The 17793-nt window shown below is 38.4% G+C and carries 23 protein-coding genes; 5 read left to right on the forward strand and 18 right to left on the reverse strand.

Annotation, left to right across the window (positions count from 1 at the left end):
• Positions 1-156: 156 nt before the first annotated feature.
• From sigF to LJC66_RS22335, 11 genes are all read right to left on the reverse strand, one after another.
• On the reverse strand, positions 157-918 hold the full coding sequence (gene sigF / locus LJC66_RS22285) for an RNA polymerase sporulation sigma factor SigF (RefSeq protein ID WP_230933558.1): 762 nt from the start codon (positions 916-918) through the stop codon (positions 157-159).
• Between the two features lie 12 nt (positions 919-930).
• Positions 931-1374: an anti-sigma F factor gene (spoIIAB, locus tag LJC66_RS22290; protein WP_013084935.1), complete on the reverse strand. Its 444-nt coding sequence runs from the start codon at positions 1372-1374 to the stop codon at positions 931-933.
• Entirely contained in the window at positions 1374-1724 is a 351-nt protein-coding gene (gene spoIIAA / locus LJC66_RS22295) for an anti-sigma F factor antagonist (protein ID WP_116514821.1), read from the reverse strand. The genes spoIIAB and spoIIAA overlap by 1 nt, the downstream gene beginning before the upstream one ends.
• Positions 1725-1826: 102 nt before the next feature.
• Positions 1827-2993, reverse strand: coding sequence for a D-alanyl-D-alanine carboxypeptidase family protein (locus LJC66_RS22300; RefSeq protein ID WP_025750447.1), 1167 nt, complete (start codon positions 2991-2993; stop codon positions 1827-1829).
• Positions 2994-3109: 116 nt separating this feature from the next.
• Positions 3110-3940, reverse strand: a complete 831-nt coding sequence (locus LJC66_RS22305; protein WP_230933559.1) for a purine-nucleoside phosphorylase — start codon at positions 3938-3940, stop codon at positions 3110-3112.
• A gap of 16 nt (positions 3941-3956) precedes the next feature.
• Positions 3957-5138 (reverse strand): phosphopentomutase, encoded by a 1182-nt coding sequence (gene deoB / locus LJC66_RS22310; RefSeq protein ID WP_025750449.1) that lies wholly within the window; start codon positions 5136-5138, stop codon positions 3957-3959.
• A 197-nt stretch (positions 5139-5335) separates the two neighbouring features.
• Positions 5336-6229, reverse strand: a complete 894-nt coding sequence (gene xerD / locus LJC66_RS22315; protein ID WP_028411550.1) for a site-specific tyrosine recombinase XerD — start codon at positions 6227-6229, stop codon at positions 5336-5338.
• Positions 6230-6235: 6 nt separating this feature from the next.
• Positions 6236-6463, reverse strand: a complete 228-nt coding sequence (locus LJC66_RS22320; RefSeq protein ID WP_013059081.1) for a YqzK family protein — start codon at positions 6461-6463, stop codon at positions 6236-6238.
• Positions 6464-6658: 195 nt separating this feature from the next.
• A complete protein-coding gene (gene fur / locus LJC66_RS22325) occupies positions 6659-7111 on the reverse strand; it encodes a ferric iron uptake transcriptional regulator (RefSeq protein WP_013059082.1) in 453 nt (150 codons plus the stop codon).
• A 112-nt stretch (positions 7112-7223) separates the two neighbouring features.
• Positions 7224-7868: a stage II sporulation protein M gene (gene spoIIM, locus LJC66_RS22330; RefSeq protein ID WP_025750451.1), complete on the reverse strand. Its 645-nt coding sequence runs from the start codon at positions 7866-7868 to the stop codon at positions 7224-7226.
• Positions 7869-8195: 327 nt separating this feature from the next.
• Positions 8196-8747 (reverse strand): NUDIX hydrolase, encoded by a 552-nt coding sequence (locus LJC66_RS22335; RefSeq protein ID WP_013059084.1) that lies wholly within the window; start codon positions 8745-8747, stop codon positions 8196-8198.
• Between the two features lie 71 nt (positions 8748-8818).
• Here LJC66_RS22335 and mciZ point away from each other — a divergent pair, with 71 nt between their 5' ends.
• Positions 8819-8983 (forward strand): Z-ring formation inhibitor MciZ, encoded by a 165-nt coding sequence (mciZ, locus tag LJC66_RS22340; protein ID WP_013059085.1) that lies wholly within the window; start codon positions 8819-8821, stop codon positions 8981-8983.
• A gap of 92 nt (positions 8984-9075) precedes the next feature.
• Positions 9076-9993 (forward strand): aldo/keto reductase, encoded by a 918-nt coding sequence (locus tag LJC66_RS22345; RefSeq protein ID WP_195695931.1) that lies wholly within the window; start codon positions 9076-9078, stop codon positions 9991-9993.
• A gap of 27 nt (positions 9994-10020) precedes the next feature.
• Here LJC66_RS22345 and LJC66_RS22350 read toward each other — a convergent pair whose 3' ends face one another.
• The 4 genes from LJC66_RS22350 to LJC66_RS22365 all read right to left on the reverse strand — a co-directional run bounded on the left by LJC66_RS22350 (position 10021) and on the right by LJC66_RS22365 (position 13144).
• Complete coding sequence (locus LJC66_RS22350) at positions 10021-10278, reverse strand: YqkE family protein (RefSeq protein ID WP_050688188.1); 258 nt, start codon at positions 10276-10278, stop codon at positions 10021-10023.
• Between the two features lie 64 nt (positions 10279-10342).
• Positions 10343-11011, reverse strand: coding sequence for a 3-oxoacid CoA-transferase subunit B (locus LJC66_RS22355; RefSeq protein WP_016765510.1), 669 nt, complete (start codon positions 11009-11011; stop codon positions 10343-10345).
• 20 nt (positions 11012-11031) lie between these two features.
• Positions 11032-11721, reverse strand: a complete 690-nt coding sequence (locus LJC66_RS22360) for a CoA transferase subunit A (protein ID WP_195695929.1) — start codon at positions 11719-11721, stop codon at positions 11032-11034.
• Positions 11722-11956: 235 nt separating this feature from the next.
• Entirely contained in the window at positions 11957-13144 is a 1188-nt protein-coding gene (locus tag LJC66_RS22365; RefSeq protein ID WP_028410695.1) for an acetyl-CoA C-acetyltransferase, read from the reverse strand.
• Between the two features lie 177 nt (positions 13145-13321).
• On the opposite strand from LJC66_RS22365, the gene LJC66_RS22370 reads away from it, so the two are divergent.
• Together LJC66_RS22370 and LJC66_RS22375 are read left to right on the forward strand one after the other, a co-directional pair.
• Entirely contained in the window at positions 13322-14218 is an 897-nt protein-coding gene (locus LJC66_RS22370; protein ID WP_115654891.1) for a hydroxymethylglutaryl-CoA lyase, read from the forward strand.
• 68 nt (positions 14219-14286) lie between these two features.
• Positions 14287-15198 carry an alpha/beta hydrolase gene (locus LJC66_RS22375; protein WP_153255366.1) on the forward strand — a complete coding sequence of 304 codons (912 nt, stop codon included), beginning with the start codon at positions 14287-14289 and terminating at the stop codon, positions 15196-15198.
• Here the strand turns inward: LJC66_RS22375 and LJC66_RS22380 are convergent.
• Positions 15195-15533 carry an iron-sulfur cluster biosynthesis family protein gene (locus LJC66_RS22380; protein WP_028410692.1) on the reverse strand — a complete coding sequence of 113 codons (339 nt, stop codon included), beginning with the start codon at positions 15531-15533 and terminating at the stop codon, positions 15195-15197. The two genes, LJC66_RS22375 and LJC66_RS22380, sit on opposite strands and share 4 nt — an antisense overlap.
• Positions 15534-15663: 130 nt before the next feature.
• On the opposite strand from LJC66_RS22380, the gene LJC66_RS22385 reads away from it, so the two are divergent.
• Positions 15664-15879 carry a CDGSH iron-sulfur domain-containing protein gene (locus tag LJC66_RS22385; protein WP_013059094.1) on the forward strand — a complete coding sequence of 72 codons (216 nt, stop codon included), beginning with the start codon at positions 15664-15666 and terminating at the stop codon, positions 15877-15879.
• 73 nt (positions 15880-15952) lie between these two features.
• Here LJC66_RS22385 and LJC66_RS22390 read toward each other — a convergent pair whose 3' ends face one another.
• Both LJC66_RS22390 and LJC66_RS22395 read right to left on the reverse strand, forming a co-directional pair.
• Entirely contained in the window at positions 15953-16747 is a 795-nt protein-coding gene (locus tag LJC66_RS22390; protein ID WP_195695928.1) for an SDR family NAD(P)-dependent oxidoreductase, read from the reverse strand.
• A 23-nt stretch (positions 16748-16770) separates the two neighbouring features.
• Entirely contained in the window at positions 16771-17727 is a 957-nt protein-coding gene (locus LJC66_RS22395; RefSeq protein WP_016765515.1) for an MBL fold metallo-hydrolase, read from the reverse strand.
• Positions 17728-17793: the final 66 nt, after the last annotated feature.

Consider the following 17793-nt stretch of genomic DNA (forward strand, 5'->3'; position numbering starts at 1 on the left):
TCACACCTTACGATTCATTATCTCCCTGTACGTGTAGTATGGATTTTCTTAAATTTTCTAATTCACGTTTCTGAACAGACCATTAATTACCAAATAAAAAAAGCAATCCGTTTCACTATTCTTCTTTGAATAGCAAAACGGATTGCTTCTTAAGTATTACGTATCATTCATATGCAGCTTCATTTGTTTTAAGATTTTCTTCTCAAGCCTCGATACCTGAACCTGGGAAATTCCCAGCCTTGCGGCCACTTCGGACTGAGTTTGATCTTTGTAATACCTCAAATAGACAATGAGCTTTTCACGCTCATCAAGTTCTTCAATTGCTTCTTTTAAGGCAATTTTATCAAACCACTTCGCTTCCGTATGATCAGCAATTTGGTCAAGAAGGGTAATTGGATCTCCATCATTTTCATAGACGGTCTCGTGAATAGACGAAGGAGCACGATTAGCTTCTTGAGCTAGCACTACATCTTCAGGAGTGAGATCCAAATGTTCTGCAACCTCAGCGACTGTAGGGACGCGTCCAAGTAATTTGGAAAGCTCGTCTTTGGCTTTACGTATTTTATTGCTCATTTCTTTTAGAGAGCGGCTAACCTTTACCGTGCCATCATCACGAATAAATCGCTGAATTTCACCAATAATCATTGGAACAGCATATGTTGAAAATTTAACATCATACGATAAGTCAAATTTATCAACGGACTTTAATAGCCCTATACATCCAATTTGAAATAAATCATCGGGCTCATAACCACGGTTAATAAAACGTTGAACAACCGACCAAACGAGCCGCATATTTTTTTGGACGATTGTATCTCGTGCAATTTGATCACCTTGCTGACTGCGCTTGATGAGGTCTTTAACTTCATGATCCTTTAAATACGGTTCGTTTTTATTTTTTTTGACCTCCACATCCATTGGCAAGTCTCCTTAATTACATAGCGCTTTACTATTTGTTAAGTGCTTTTTTAAATATAAGGTCGTACCTTCTAATACAGTAGACTCCACTCGAATTTCGTCCATAAAGTTTTCCATTATGGTAAAACCCATCCCAGAACGTTCTAGATCTGGTTTCGTCGTGTATAAAGGCTGCTTGGCTTCATCTACGTTATCGATACCAATTCCTTCATCACGAATCATCAGCTCGACTACACCGTCTTCATGAAGCGTCACAGAAATATATACCACACCATCCGGATTGCTTTCATAGCCGTGAATAATAGCATTTGTTACTGCTTCAGATACGACTGTTTTAATTTCTGTTAACTCATCCATTGTTGGATCTAACTGCGTAATAAATGATGCTACCGTGACGCGGGCAAACGATTCATTTTGACTAAGCGCGGAAAATTGGAGGTTCATTTGATTTTTCATTATGCCACCCCCAATTTTTGAAGCGCATTTTCTTCATTAGGTTCAAAACGAATAATTTTAAATAAGCCTGACATATTAAACAAACGTTCTACGGCAGGAGAAATAGCGCATACAACCATTTCCCCGCCGTTATTATGAACCTGTTTGTATCTCCCTAAAATAACCCCCAAGCCAGAGCTGTCCATAAAGGTTAAATGCTGTAAATTTAAAATCAAATGGCTGATAGATTCCCTCTCTATCGCTTCGGTGATTTTGCTTCTTAGCTCTTCTGCCGTATGATGATCTAATTCTCCTGTTAATCGAACCAACAAGACATCTTGTTTGAATTCCAATTCAATCGAAAGACTCACTATACAAACCTCCTCGGAAATCTTATAGTCAGTCTTTCGCTGCCGACAGAATAGAATCCTTCTCACCGACAAAACTAGTTCTATTTCGTCACATTTAGCTGTTTACGATGTTTGAGAGAAAATAGAGAATGTACGTTTGAATATCTTCCACCAAGAAGCAGCATCGATATCTTCTTTTGCAAGAAGCGGTGAAGAACTAACTACTTTGTTATCCTTCTTAATGGTCAACATACCAATTTTGTCGCCTTTTTGAATAGGCGCATTTAGCTTCTCGTTCATTTTCACTTCTGTTTTAACGTCTTTGGCTGCATTTCCTTTTTTCAATAAAACAGAAATAGGCTCGGACGTAACAGCTGTTACCTGATCTTCGCTACCCTTATTTACATCTATCTTAGTAATAACGTCTCCTTTTTTGTATAAAGGCTTCGTTGTATATTGACTGAATGCGTAGTCTAACATTTTGGTTACTTGATTATTGCGATCTTTTGGCGTGCTTGCACCGAATACAACGGCTAAGACACGCATATTTCCTTTTTTAGCGGTAGCTGTCAGACAATACTTAGCTTGACCTGTAAATCCAGTTTTGAGTCCATCAACGCCGGGATAAAACTTCACTAAGCGATTTGTATTTACTAACCAAAACTTCTTATCTGTATCCGTGCGCAAATAAGCTTCGTATTTACTTGTATAGTTAATAATTTTTTCATACTTTAGCAGCTCTCTGCCCATCATGGCCATATCATGAGCTGTACTATAGTGATTTTCTACGGGCAGGCCTGTCGGATTTTGAAATTTTGTATGAGTCAAACCAAGCTCTTTCGCTTTTTGGTTCATCTTTGCTACAAATTTTTCTTCTGATCCAGCTAAATATTCAGCCATTGCCATAGAAGCATCGTTACCAGAACCTATTGCAATTCCTTTTAGCAAATCATTTACCGTCATTTCTTCACCGGGCTCTAAAAAGATTTGTGAGCCTCCCATTGAAGCGGCATATTCACTTGCCCGCACTTTATCTTTTAAGGTAATTTTCCCTTTATCCAAAGCCTCCATAATTAAAATCATTGTCATAATTTTAGTCATACTGGCAGGGGGAAGTTCTTGATTACTATTTTTTTCGTATAGAATTTTTCCTGTATCCCGTTCAATTAAAATAGCTGACCTAGCACTGTCAGCGAGCTCAGAATTCTTTTTTTCTGCGGCTAAAACAGGTTGCGTCATAAGTGGAAATAAAAATATGACAACGAGTAACTTTACAATAGTTCGCTTCATCTCCACAAACCTCCATTCTTTATACAACCTATTTTTTCCAAGGTATAATCGATTTATACTAAGGGAAATAAAAAAAGCATCGAGAAATTCTCGATGCTTGAAGCCATATTTTCTTCTTATTTTTGATAAGCTGGAAGCTGCTTTACTACTTCTTTTACAAGCGATAAAAACTGCTGTTTTACTTTTTCAGTCGTTTCAATCACTTCTTCATGATTTAACGGCTGATCTAAAATACCAGCTGCCATATTAGAAATACAAGAAATACCTAGTACTTTCATACCTGCATGGCGTGCCACAATAACTTCTGGCACTGTAGACATACCGACCGCGTCTCCCCCGATAATGCGAAGCATGCGCACTTCAGCAGGCGTTTCGTATGTTGGACCTGTATTTCCTACATATACACCTTCTTGTAAGGCGATATTTAAATCAGCTCCTACTTTCTTCGCTAATTGACGAAGATCCTTGCAGTAAGCAGTTGACATATCCGGGAACCTCACTCCAAAATCAGAGTCATTAGGTCCAATCAAAGGGTTGGTTCCAAAGTTATTAATATGATCAGAAATAATCATTAAGTCTCCTGCATTAAAGGATTCGTTCACTCCGCCTGCTGCATTCGTTACAATCAACGTTTCTACACCGATTTCTTTCATTACGCGCACTGGAAATGTTACTTTATCAAGGGCGTACCCTTCATAAAAGTGAAAACGTCCTTGCATAGCTACAACCGGTACGTCATAAATGGTACCTATTACTAATTGACCTGCGTGACCTTCAACTGTTGAAACCGGGAACTCAGGAATGTCGTTATACGGAATTTTTACCGCACCTTCAATTTCGTCAGCTAATACCCCTAGTCCAGAACCTAAAATAAGCCCAATTGTTGGTGTAACAGCTGATTGATTTTTAATATATGCTGCTGCTTTTTCAATATATTCTTTTTTCATACTCCATTCCCCCTGCTTAATTCAACTCTTTTAAAAAACTTTTTCCATGCTTAGGCATTGCTACGCCAAAATTTTCCGCTACTGTTGCGCCAATATCTGCAAACGTTTGACGAATAGAAAGTTCTTTTCCTTCTTGCATGCCTTTATTGTACACAAGAAGCGGCACGTATTCACGCGTATGGTCTGTCCCATGATGAACAGGGTCATTTCCATGATCAGCTGTAATAATCAATAAATCATCTTCTTTTAATAAATCAAATACTTCTTCTAAGCGTGCATCATATTCTTCAAGCGCTTGCCCATATCCTTGTGGATCGCGGCGATGACCATAGAGAGCATCGAAATCAACTAAATTTAAGAAGCTTAAGCCTGTGAAGTCCATGTTTAATGTATCAACTAGCTTATCCATGCCGTCCATATTCGATTTGGTACGAAGAGATTTTGTGACCCCTTCTCCGTCGTAAATATCAGAAATTTTACCGATAGCAATAACATCGATGTCATTGTCTTTTAATTCATTCATTACTGTACGTCCAAAAGGCTTTAATGCATAGTCATGACGATTGGATGTACGCGTGAAGTTACCTGGTTCACCTAAAAACGGGCGAGCGATAACACGTCCAATCATATATGGATCATCAAGCGTTAATTCACGAGCAATCTCACAAATTTTGTACAATTCATCAATTGGAACAATTTCTTCATGAGCAGCAATTTGCAAAACAGAATCCGCTGATGTATAGACGATTAAGTCACCTGTTTCCATATGCTGTTTTCCTAGCTCATCTAAAATTTCTGTACCAGATGCTGGTTTGTTCCCAATGATTTTTCGACCTGTTTTTTCTTCTAGTTGTGAAATCAGCTCTTCTGGAAATCCGTCTGGAAACACATTAAAAGGCGTATCAATATTAAGACCCATGATTTCCCAATGTCCTGTCATTGTATCTTTTCCCGCAGAAGCTTCCTGCATTTTTGTATAGTAAGCCAACGGTTTTTCGGCTTTATCAATTCCTTTAATTTCACGGATATTGCTTAGACCCAGCTTAGCCATATTAGGCATATGAAGACCGTTGCAGTGCTCTGCAATATGACCAAACGTATCGGCACCTTTATCATTGTATTTTTCAGCATCCGGTGATTCACCGATACCTACTGAATCCATGACAATTAAAAATACGCGTTTATATGTATGCGCCATTTTATTCCCTCCAAATATAAATTTATTTATTCTCTATAAAATTCCCGTTTGGAAATAATTTAACCATCTTCTCTTATTGGTCAGAAGTCTGACCTCTCTATTAGTATAGACGCTTTTTATTTTTTTGTACACATGAATGAAAGTGTTCTCAATCAAAAAAACCAATGTCTATAAACTCACTGGACATTGGAATCTTCCTAAGCTCGCGGATGAAACTGATTGTATACATCTTTTAAACGCGCTTTTGTGACATGTGTATAAATTTGAGTGGTCGAAATATCCGCATGCCCGAGCATTTCTTGAACGGCTCTCAAGTCCGCGCCGTTCTCTAACAAATGAGTAGCAAACGAATGCCGTAAAGTATGTGGAGTTAATTCTTTTTCAATTTTTGCTTCAGAAGCTAACTTTTTTAATATTTTCCAAAACCCCTGCCTTGTTAAACGCCTTCCGTGATGATTAACAAAGAGTGCTTTGTCCTGTTCCTTTTGCTTTGTTAAAATACTCCGGCCATGCTGTAAGTACTCTTCAATCGCCTCCGTTGCCAACCTTCCGATGGGGACAATTCTTTCTTTATTCCCTTTTCCGATGCAGCGAATAAATCCCATCGTCAAATGTGCATCATCAATATTTAAGTTAACGAGTTCAGACACACGAATTCCAGTAGCATAAAGCAACTCAAGCATCGCTTTGTCTCGTATGCCAAAAGGTGTCGAAGTATCAAACACATTTAACAGCGCCTCTACTTCCTCTGCATTTAGCACTTTTGGCAGCTTGCGCTCAAGCTGCGGAGTATCAATATGAACGGATGGATCTGTATCCGCTGCTTTTTCTCTTAGTAAGAATTGATGAAAAGATCTAGTTGAAGCCACATGTCTCGCAATCGTTTTAGATGACTTTTGCTGATCACTTAAATATTTCAGGAAATTAACGATGTGGAGTCTTGTTACTTCATTAAATGATTTCAGCTGCTCTACATGCTCTAAATATTGAGCATACTTTTTTAAATCTCGTTCATACGAATCGATCGTATTTTTCGCCAGTCCCCGCTCTACTACTAAATAATGAATAAAATCTTGAATTTGATCATTCAATAGCCTCTACTCCCCGTTTTGATAAAACATAAATAAACGCTCCAGCCACGTCTGATCTTTGTTCACACTTGCTTGCATGACTTTAACTGCTGAACCCGACGGCTCATCATAACGTTTATAATTTTGATACTCTTGAGATACCCATATCATTCCAAAATAAAACAAAAGAGTAAACCCGGTAAATAAGATAAATACTTTACATGTATTATATACCATTTCAGCCCATGATTTCATGAAACAATTCCTCCAATTTTTGATTCTATTAGAAGATATGCCAACTGGGACAGGTTTTATACATGTTTCTTGCCTTTATACGCTGAGTTCTCTCCTGGTCATTTCCTTCCTTTCTATAAAACCATGTAGCTTGTAACCTCGTTATTTTTTCTATTTATGTACAACAAAAAACCTTCTCCATTAGGGAAAAGGCTTTTACTGCTTGTCTTCTTTATCCTGACAGCGATGGCAAATGCCATGAAACGTCAAGCGGTGATCTTTAATTTTAAAATTCCATTGCTTTTCCACAATTTCTTCAACGTCTTCAAGCAAATCTTCTTGAATTTCGTCCACAGATCCACATTCCATACACACAAGGTGATGATGAAAGTGTGCGGCTCCTTCTTGTCTTAAATCGTAGCGAGAAACACCATCGCCAAAGTTTATTTTATCAACAATTTTAAGTTCAGTTAACAATTCTAACGTACGATAAACAGTTGCCAATCCAATTTCCGGAGACTTTTCCTTGACGAGGAGATATACATCTTCGGCACTTAAATGATCCTCTTCATGTTCAAGAAGTACTCTTACAGTCGCCTCACGTTGAGGTGTCAATTTATAGCTAGCTGAGTGCAACTGCTGCTTAATTCGCTCAATTCGACTTTCCATAATTATTCCCTCCCTCGCCATTCACTAATCCATTATATCAGATGTGTCGAGGGTGTCAAAATAAAGTTATTATTAATAAGAAAAAAGAATTCTTTTTACTTAATACTTATTCTTACTTATTTAATAGAGCCATTACACTTTTCATTAAAGTAGGTGATACGTAGGCTTCAACTGTAGCCGCACAGGCAACCAAACATATCATTGCAATCATCGTGCCGCTATAGCGTAAAAAGGATGCGGAAATTGGCTCCGCTGCTTTTTTAAAGAATTGCTGCCGCACAAGCTTCAAAGAAAAGGCAACGGAAGCTGCAGACAAGATCAGAAACGCGGGGATGAGAAAGATATTTTGCGGCATAACAGATACAAAAGATAGCGCAAAACCAGAGAGTCCCATTTGATTGACTAAAAAGCCTACGGTAAAACCAATCACCATTCCTTTTAAAAACAGCAGAATTAACACTACAGGCAAACCAATAATGGCGATTCCTAATATCCAAATGAGCCCTAAGTATTTGACATTATGAAAAAAACTTTGCTGAAACATTTCAACGCTGCTTGCTACTTCTCCACTCTTTACCTGTCCGAAAAACCGGTTTAAATAGAAGTACAGGTCTTCTTTTTGATCAAGCGTCAAACTATTTACAACAATAGCCCCAAAAATGATTCCCATTAAAAACAGCACGGTCACAAACAAATAAATAGAACTGTTTTCTTGAAAATGTCTTGCATACGATAATGGCAATTGTTTTTTTCTCATCGTCTTCCTCCTATTAATCGCTTAATAGAGTGTATGATAGAGTACAAAAACTATGCCAAGAATCTTTTGAATCTATCAAATAAAAAAAGAGAATGAGACATAATGAAATCTACATTCACAATCACCTTAAAAAAATCCGAACGAATTTGATTCTTCATCAAGAATCTCTATTCATCGTTCGGATGTTCCTTCAACTAAAATATAGTTGTCACACATTTTTTTAAGCTAAAGATACACGCATGCCTGTTTTTTCTCACATCAAATGACGTTTCAATGTAAACCTCTAAATTGCTAGATTGCCGTTCGTATGTAAAAGAAAAAACTCTCTTACTCTCCTAAGCCGCTTTTTAACTGTAAGTACTGCACAGCATAGGCTGTTTTTGCATCATAAATTTCCTTGTTTTGAATAAGAGTAAGGGCCTCATCTACCGTAACTTCCATCACTTCAACAAATTCATCTTCGTCTAATTCCGCTTTGGTGGTCATCACTTTTAAATCTTCCGCTAAATAAAGGTGCACCAACTCATCCGCAAAACCTGGTGATGTATAAAAAGAAATAATATGGCTAAGCGAATCTGTCGTATAGCCCGTTTCTTCTTCTAACTCACGTTTTGCCGTCACAATCGGCTCTTCTCCTTTTTCTAGCTTGCCGGCTGGAATTTCGACTAAAATACGATCCATCGGCCTGCGATACTGTTTGACCATAACCATTTTATGATCGCTTGTTAACGCAATGACAGCTACGGCTCCAGGGTGCTTAACTACTTCTCTTGTACTCGTTTTTCCGTTTGGAAGCTCTACTTCTTCTAAGTACAAATCAATCACTCTGCCTCCAAACAGCTTTTCAGAAGACAGCATTTTTTCTGTTAAATGATCCATTTTCTACACCTCGTTCTATTTTTTTGACTCTTACATATATTCTATCATACGAATCTTGGGAGGTAGAAAAAATGAAAGTTTATGTTCACGAGAAGCAAATCATTTTGGTCGGTAAAGCATGGGAAATCAAACAAAAGTTAAAAGAATACGGTGAACAATTTCAGTATGTTGATGAATGGACGAACGCTATCTCTCAAAATTTCAATTCTTACAAACAAGCAGACTGCAGACACTAATTGTGCTGCAGTTTTCTAATCTTCTTATTTGAGTTTCCCTCTATCATAGCGCTACAATAGATAGAAACAAGTAAAAATAAGGAGTGACATATATGGAAAAAAGACGCTTAGGTACTTCAGACTTGCTTGTCAGTACATTAGGTTTAGGGTGCATGTCTCTTGGAACGGAACAAAAACACGCTGTCAATATGATTGATGAAGCTCTCGAATATGGCATTAACTATTTCGATACAGCAGATTTATATGATTTTGGCTTAAACGAGGAGTTTGTGGGACAAGCCCTAAAAAAACGCAGAAATGATATTATTTTAGCCACAAAAGTGGGGAATCGCTGGAATGATGCAAAAGACAGCTGGACGTGGGATCCGTCTAAAGCTTACATAAAAGACGAAGTAAAAGAAAGCCTGCGCCGTCTTCAAACAGATTACATCGATTTATATCAACTGCACGGAGGAACCGTTGAAGACAATATTGAGGAAACGATTGAAGCATTTGAAGAATTAAAACAAGAAGGCGTCATTCGCTACTATGGTATTTCATCTATCCGCCCAAATGTGATTCGAGAGTATGTGCAAAATTCTTCTATTGTCAGCGTCATGATGCAATACAGCTTGTTAGACAGACGTCCTGAAGAAAGTGCACTTCCTCTTTTACATGACAACGGCATTAGCGTTGTAGCGAGAGGTCCAGTAGCCAAAGGGCTGCTAACCGATAAAGGAGAGCAAAAGCTTGCTGCATTCGAGGGCAAAGGCTACTTAGATTATAGCGGTACGGAATTAGCAAAAACGATAGAAGAATTTCGTCACGTACGACCAACTCACTCTCTAAACTCAACGGCACTTCAATACTGTTTATCTAATCCTAGGGTAGCCTCGGTTGTAGCAGGAGCAAGCTCTTCTTCACAGCTTCGTGAAAACGTCAAAGCTGTCGAGGCTTCCCCGCTTCAGCCCACTGAAATTAGCAAGCTGCAATCGATCTTTAAAGCAAATCAATACGAAGCTCACCGTTAAAAAATAAAAGCGCCTTTATCGGCGCTTTTATTTTTTAAATTCAGACCAGTTCAAATCACTTTCATTTAACAGTTCTTCAAACGACTTATTTTTTTCTTTTTCTTTTCGAATTCGAGCAGCTTCTTTACGCTCTGTTTCTTTCTGCTCTTCTTCTTTTAAAGAAAGCGCCTGTTTTTTAGCTTGAAGCTGTTTTAATAAGCTATCATTTAGCTGATCTTTGATACTGAGCTGATCATTTTGTTTTTGTGCTGTTTGTGCTGATTGTTTTTGCTTTTTTTTAGCCATCACAATTCCCCCGCTACTTTAATTGAGAGATATTGTATCATATTCTTGCTTTTGTTACCAAAAATCAAAATGCATCTAGTTTTACATGTTCATCAATGATTAAAGTTGGCTCTGTAGATTGTTGAATATCTTCTACCGTATAGCCTTTCGCTACTTCAACAAGCTTTAGGCCTTCTGCCGTAATATCAATGACCGCTCGATCTGTAATAATACGATCCACTACCTCTTTTCCTGTCAGAGGGAGGCTGCACTCATTTAAGATTTTAGGCTCATCTTTTCTCGTCACGTGTTCCATAATAACAATGATGCGCTGTGCTCCGTGAACTAAATCCATTGCACCGCCCATTCCTTTAATCATTTTTCCAGGAATCATCCAGTTTGCCAAGTCACCAGTTTTTGAGACTTCCATTCCTCCTAAAATTGCAATATTAATGTGCCCTCCGCGAATCATTCCAAATGATTCAGCACTATCGAAATAAGAGGCGCCTTTTGTCGCCGTTACGGTTTCTTTACCTGCATTAATTAAATCAGGATCTACTTCTCCTTCTTTCGGATATGGTCCAATGCCTAACAGACCGTTTTCGGACTGAAGTACCACCGTTTTATTATCTGAGATATGATTAGCCACAAGCGTTGGAATACCAATTCCAAGGTTTACATAAAATCCGTCCAAAATTTCTTTTTCAGCACGTTTTGCAATTCGCTCTCTCACGTTCACGCCGTTTTCAATCATGAAAAATCTCTCCCCTTTTGTTATTTTTGAACGGTTAAACGCTCAATACGTTTTTCTTGTTCACCAATAATTAACGATTGAACATATACACTAGGTGTGTGGATAATATTTGGATCAAGTGAGCCTGTTGAATGAAGTTCCTCCACTTCTGCTATCGTCACTTTTCCTGCTGCTGCAATCATTGGGCTAAAATTGCGCGCTGTCTTGTTATACACTAAGTTCCCCATATGATCGGCTTTCCAAGCTCTGACCAAACTAAAATCAGCTTTTAACGCCTCTTCTAGTAAATATTCTTTTCCATCAAACACACGAACTTCTTTTCCTTCAGCAATGGGTGTTCCCACTCCCGCTGGTGTATAAAATGCAGGTATGCCTGCTCCGCCGGCGCGAATCTTTTCAGCTAGCGTGCCTTGAGGCAGCAATTCTACTTCAATTTCTCCTGACAATACTTGTCTTTCAAACTCTTTATTTTCTCCCACGTAAGAACCAATCATCTTTTTAATTTGTTTGTTTTTCAGAAGCAGTCCAAGTCCCCAGTCGTCTACGCCGCAGTTATTTGAAATTACGGTTAGATCTTTTACCCCTGTTTCAACTAACGCTAAAATCAAATTCTCCGGAATTCCACATAAACCAAAACCACCGACCATAATCGTAGCACCGTCGTGAATATCTTCCACCGCTTCTTTAAACGACGTATGTACTTGTTTCATACATAACCACCCCTTCGTTATTTTTGAAAACGCTTTCTAATCTATTATAAAAGATTTTTATTTCTTTTTAAATATATATATAACTGAAAATTATAATTTAATCATTTTTTTGTCAAAAAAGTTATATTACTAGACAAATTAAAGAAAAAACAAAAACGCCACGAGTTCCAAAGCTGTATGTTTGGAATCTGTGGCGTTGTGATATAGCTTTAATGTTTGTTAAAACTATATCAAATTAAGGACGTTCAACGATTGTTGCAACGCCTTGGCCTCCGCCAATACATAACGTTGCTAACCCAAGTTTTGCGTCGCGTTTTTGCATTTCATGAATAAGTGAAACTAGGACACGTGCACCACTTGCACCAATAGGATGTCCAAGCGCAATTGCTCCACCGTTTACATTTAAAATATCATGATTAAATTGAAGTTCACGATCCACAGCGATTGACTGTGCAGCGAATGCTTCGTTTGCTTCTACTAATTGAACATCTTCTAATGAAACAGCAGCTTTTTCAAGCGCCTTTTTCACTGCGCTTACAGGACCGATTCCCATAATGCTTGGGTCTACTCCGGCAGTTGCATTACCTTTAATTGACACTAATGGTGTTAGGCCTAACTCGTCTGCTTTTTTACGGCTCATTACCACTACTGCCGCTGCACCGTCATTGATACCAGATGCATTACCAGCTGTTACAGAACCGTCTTTTTTGAAGGCTGGACGTAGTTTCCCTAAGCTTTCAGCCGTTGTGCCTGCACGTGGGAACTCATCTTGTTCAAAAACAGTTACTTGACCTTTTCTTCCAGGCACTTCTACTGGCACGATTTCATCTTTGAAACGACCAGATTGAATAGCTGCTTCTGCTTTTTGCTGACTTGAAGCTGCAAACGCATCTTGTTCGTCACGAGTAATTTCATATTTATCACACAGATTTTCAGCTGTAACGCCCATATGGTAGTCGTTAAATGCACACCATAATCCATCTTGAATCATACTGTCAACTACTTTTTGGTCGCCCATTTTAAACCCGTTGCGTGCATTTTTTAATAAGTATGGTGCTTGGCTCATGTTTTCCATTCCACCAGCAACAATCACATCAGCATCCCCAGCAAGAATCGCTTGTGTAGCGAGATGTACTGCTTTTAGTCCTGATCCGCATACTTTATTGATGGTTAATGCTGAAACAGTTTCAGGTAAACCTGCTGCTAAAGTTGCTTGTCGTGCTGGATTTTGTCCTAAACCTGCTTGTAGGACATTTCCCATGATAACTTCATCTACTTCGTTTGCTGATACCCCTACTTTGTTTAAAGCTTCTTTAATTACAGTACCACCTAAAGTTGTTGCGGATACATTTTGTAAGCTTCCCCCAAAGCTGCCGATTGCTGTACGTACAGCGCTTACAATGACTACTTCTGTTTGACCCATGTCGAAAACCTCTCCTTACTGTTTGATTACTGTGATTAACTGTCACCTGTATTAATTTCGACATCGCTTGCGAAATTCCTCTTTTTTTGTAAAAATTTATAATTTTTATTGAATTTTAATTTTTTAGAATTAAAATGAATATTAGTAAGCGTTTACAATGTGGAAGGAGAGCGGTTTATGGGATTTCCTGAAAAAGTAACAATTATAGAAGTTGGTCCACGAGATGGACTTCAAAATGAAAAAAATTTTGTTCCAACTGAAAAAAAAATTAATTTTATCAAAAAATTAAAAGAAGCTGGACTATCCGAAATCGAAATTACATCCTTTGTTTCTCCAAAATGGGTTCCTCAAATGAAAGATGCTTCTACTGTTGCAAATACATTTCAGTCTGATACGTGTCGAAACATTGTACTTGTGCCAAACCAAAAAGGCTTGGAAAAAGCACTGCAAGCTAATTGCCGCTCCGTTGCGCTGTTTATTGGCGTAAGCGATACTTTTAATCAAAAAAATATTAACAAAAACACCAAAGAAGCTGTACAAACGCTGCTTCCTCTCATTCAGCAGCTCAAGCAGCAAGAATGTTTTATTCGAACTTGCATTTCCACCGCCTTTTATTGCCCGTATGAAGGAAAAATACATGAACGCGACGTGCTGGCCCTTTGCGAAAGCTTTGTGGAAGCTGGAGTGAATGAGCTAAGTGTTGCCGATACAATTGGTATGGCAAACCCTAAAGATGTATTTTCACTTTTCTCGAAATTAAAACAAAACTTTCCCCACACGCTACTTGCTGCGCACTTTCACGATACGAGAGGATTAGCCATTGCAAATATCTATGCAGCTCTGCAAGCCGGTATTAACAGGTTCGATTCATCCGCTGGCGGGTTAGGCGGATGTCCATTCGCTAAGGGAGCAACGGGAAACGTAGCTACAGAAGATCTCGTCTTTATGCTTCATGAAATGGGTATTTCCACTTCTATTAATGAAGAAAAGCTGCTCGAAGCGGTCGCTTTTATCGCTCCTCACATTTCAAGACCGATTGAAAGCAAGCAATACTCTTTATTTGCACAGCGTTAAAAATTAGGTTTTTATGAGAGCGATGCTATAATAAATAATAGCTATATTAACAAAAGGAGCCGCTAATCATGAAAAAATGGCTATTATTAATAGGAAGTGTTTTCGGAGCATTTGCCGCTCTTGGCATCTTTTTTACAAATCAAATGATGTACATCCGTAAAAAGACCGACAAAGTTATTATTGACCGCGATACGGAAGATGGCTTTTATGATGAGAAAGTCTATAGCACTCTTCCTAAAGAAGCATTTGTGCTTCCTTCTTCTCTAGGCTATAACATAGCTGGGACCGTTATTAAACAACACGAAAACAACCGATTTATGATTCTTTCGCACGGAGTTACAGTTCATTCACTGAACTCTATGAAATATGCTCGGCTTTTTCTAAAGCTTGGATGGAACGTCGTTCTTTATGATCATCGCCGACACGGCAAGTCTGAAGGGAAAACAACGAGCTACGGCTATTATGAAAAACTGGACCTTCAATCCGTTGTTCACTGGGTAAAAGAACAATTCGGTCCAACTATTTCCCTCGGGATTCACGGGGAGTCTATGGGAGCTGCGACCACTCTTTTGTATGCTGGAATGGAAGACGGAGCTGATTTTTATATTGTCGACTGTCCTTTCTCTGACTTGGAAGAACTTCTTGCCTATCGCTTAAAACAAGATTTCCACTTACCAAAACAGCTTGTGATGCCAGCAGCTAATATTATTTTAAAATGGCGAGAAGGCTACTCATTCAAAGACGTATCACCCATTTCAGTCGTAGATCAAATCAAACATCCTGTTCTATTTATTCACAGCAAAGAAGATGACTATATTCTTCCTAAAATGACGGAGCAGCTGCATGCCAAAAAAATGGGAGCAAAACGGATGTACTTAGCACCTATAGGCACTCACGCCCGCTCGTATGCTGATAATCCAGTGGAATATGAACATGTTATTGAAGAATTCTTAGAAAAAACACAAAAAGAAGCGCTTTAAAGCGCTTCTTTTGTTTTATCGATAAATGACATGCGCGGATTTAAAATTTGAGAAGGACATTTTAGCATAAACGCATATGCACTTTCATTGTAGTCAATCGTCATATTATCATCTAAAAATACTTGCTTTGTTTTTTCGACAAGAACAGGAACAAAATTCGTCTCAATGGTTACATCATCGCTCTCTTTTTCATCAACAATCCATAGCGTCGTTACGCCGCTCACAACACAGCCGCATCCATCCGTATCGTATTTTAATTTTAAATATAGTGAAGAATCTTTCCCGTACTTTTCTTGTACTTTTGCTATCGCTTTATCAGTAAAGGTAATATTCATTTTCCTTTAACTCCTTTTAAACTAATTGTATAAACAAACGAAAATTGCTTATATAATGAGTATAATACACATCTCGCTTTCATTAAACTCTGGCGCTTCATATAGATGTGTACAAAAAGGAGGTTTTTTTATGTCAAAAGTACAAATTAAAGTAATGGATAACGGCTCTTTCCGTGTCACTGGAGACGTTGAATTAATTGATGCAGACGGCAACAAATTTGAAACAAAGCCGACATTTTCACTATGCCGATGTGGCCAGTCGCAAAAGATGCCCTTTTGCGACGGAAACCATAAAGGGAAATTCGACTCTTGTGTGCGCGCTGCAAAAATTTTAGATGAGCAGTAGATTCATACAAATACAGCCTTACTGAACGAAATCGTTAACGAAAAACATTGGTAACCTGTGGTTAAAGCACAGGTTACTTTCTATTAAACGCATCCCCTGCCAATTTTTCTACGAGCCCCGGGGCAAGCTGATACACCTTCGAACCTATATTCATCCACTTAGGCAAGTTGACTTCTCGTTTTGGTTTCCCAATAATATTGACCGTTTTTTCAGCTACGTATTGAGGGGTTAACATAAACTTTTCTACGCTTTTTTCATAGTTTCCTGATTGATCTGCTATTGAAAAGAAGTTGGTTTGAATAGGACCTGGATTCACTGCCGTTACATAGATATGTGTTTTCGCTAATTCCATTCGCAGGCTGTTGGTAAACCCTAGCACGGCATGTTTAGAAGCTGAATAGCCACTGGATTTAGGCGTTGCAAGTTTGCCTGCTTGAGAAGCAATGTTAATAATATGTCCTTTGTTTTCTTTTAGCATATAAGCTAAAATTTCTTGTGTACATGCAATTAATCCAATAACATTGACTTGAAACATTGAGGCAATTGTCGTAATCGATGCTTCTTTCACTTCTTCAAATACACCAAAACCTGCATTATTAATCAGGACATCCACACGCTTAATTTCACTCATCATTTTCTGAACAACTCTTTTGACTTCCTCTACGTTCGCTACGTCAGCTTTATATATGTAAGAGGTAATCCCATGCTTTTGACTAATTTGCTCGGCTACTCGGTGCAGCTTTTCTTCTGTACGTGCAAGTAAAACGGGGACGCCCCCTCTTTTGGCCACTTCATAAGCTAAATGTTCTCCAAGACCTCCTGAAGCGCCTGTAATCACGACATGTTGGTTCTTTAACGAGGATTTCAAATATAACACACCTTTTTCATAAGTTAAGAGCACACAGAATAAATAAGCGTACTTTCTTTTTCATGTGTACTGATTTTATTTGCATCTTCTAAAAAATCGAGCTGACCAATTGTTTCAGAAAGAGTTAGCCCTAGTTCTTTTTCATAAATAGTAGGAAATAGCTGTTTACAAATATCAAACGCTGTTTGAGGGCGTTCTTTTATCATGCTAAGCACTTTATCCGCTCGGTCGCTCTGCTTTTGTAACCTCTCTTGTACAAGTTCGCGAACATGTAACACTTCATCTCCATGACCTGTATAAATACAGTTTATCTCTAAGTCAAGCAGACGTCTTAATGAATGATTATATTGAAGAAGCGTTTTAGGTCGCTCGCCGCTTGGTTTCATAGGAGGTTCAATAAGCGGATTAGATGAAATATGCTTTAACAGTAAATCTCCTCCAATCATAACCGCTGTTCTTTCATTGTATAATGCAATATGGCTTTGAGCATGACCGGGTACTTCAAGTACTTTCCAACTCTCTAGGCCCGGAATGTAGTCTCCTTCCTGCACAGAAGTTGTAAGAGAACGGTGACATGAATACTTCATTGATGCTTTTAAACGTTTTAAATAAGGGCGAAACCTTTCATCTACGCCGGCTTTCATAAAGTGGTCTTCAAAAAACGCATCGTACCACTCAAAAAAATCTGGATTTTGGGAGATCCAAGGCTGATTTTTCGCATGACCGACTATGGCGATATCTTTATCAAAAAAATCAAGCATTCCTACGTGATCAGGATGGTGATGAGTTAGGACAACTTGCTTAATATCATCTGGTTTTAATCCTATTTCATTAAGCTTTTCTTTAAATACAGACCACGCCGCCTCCGTTTTAATACCAGCATCGATTAGCGTAACGGTCTGACCTTTTATAACAAAAACATTCACATCTCCTACCGCAAAAGGAGTAGGCAGCACAATTTTATATAATTGCTCATTCATCTGTATTTTTGCTCCTTTACCATCGCATTTTCTTTTAAGTTTACACGATTTTTCCTGTTATTTATA

Source organism: Priestia sp. TSO9 (genome assembly GCF_021029645.1).
Classification (GTDB): Bacteria; Bacillota; Bacilli; order Bacillales; family Bacillaceae_H; genus Priestia; species Priestia megaterium_E.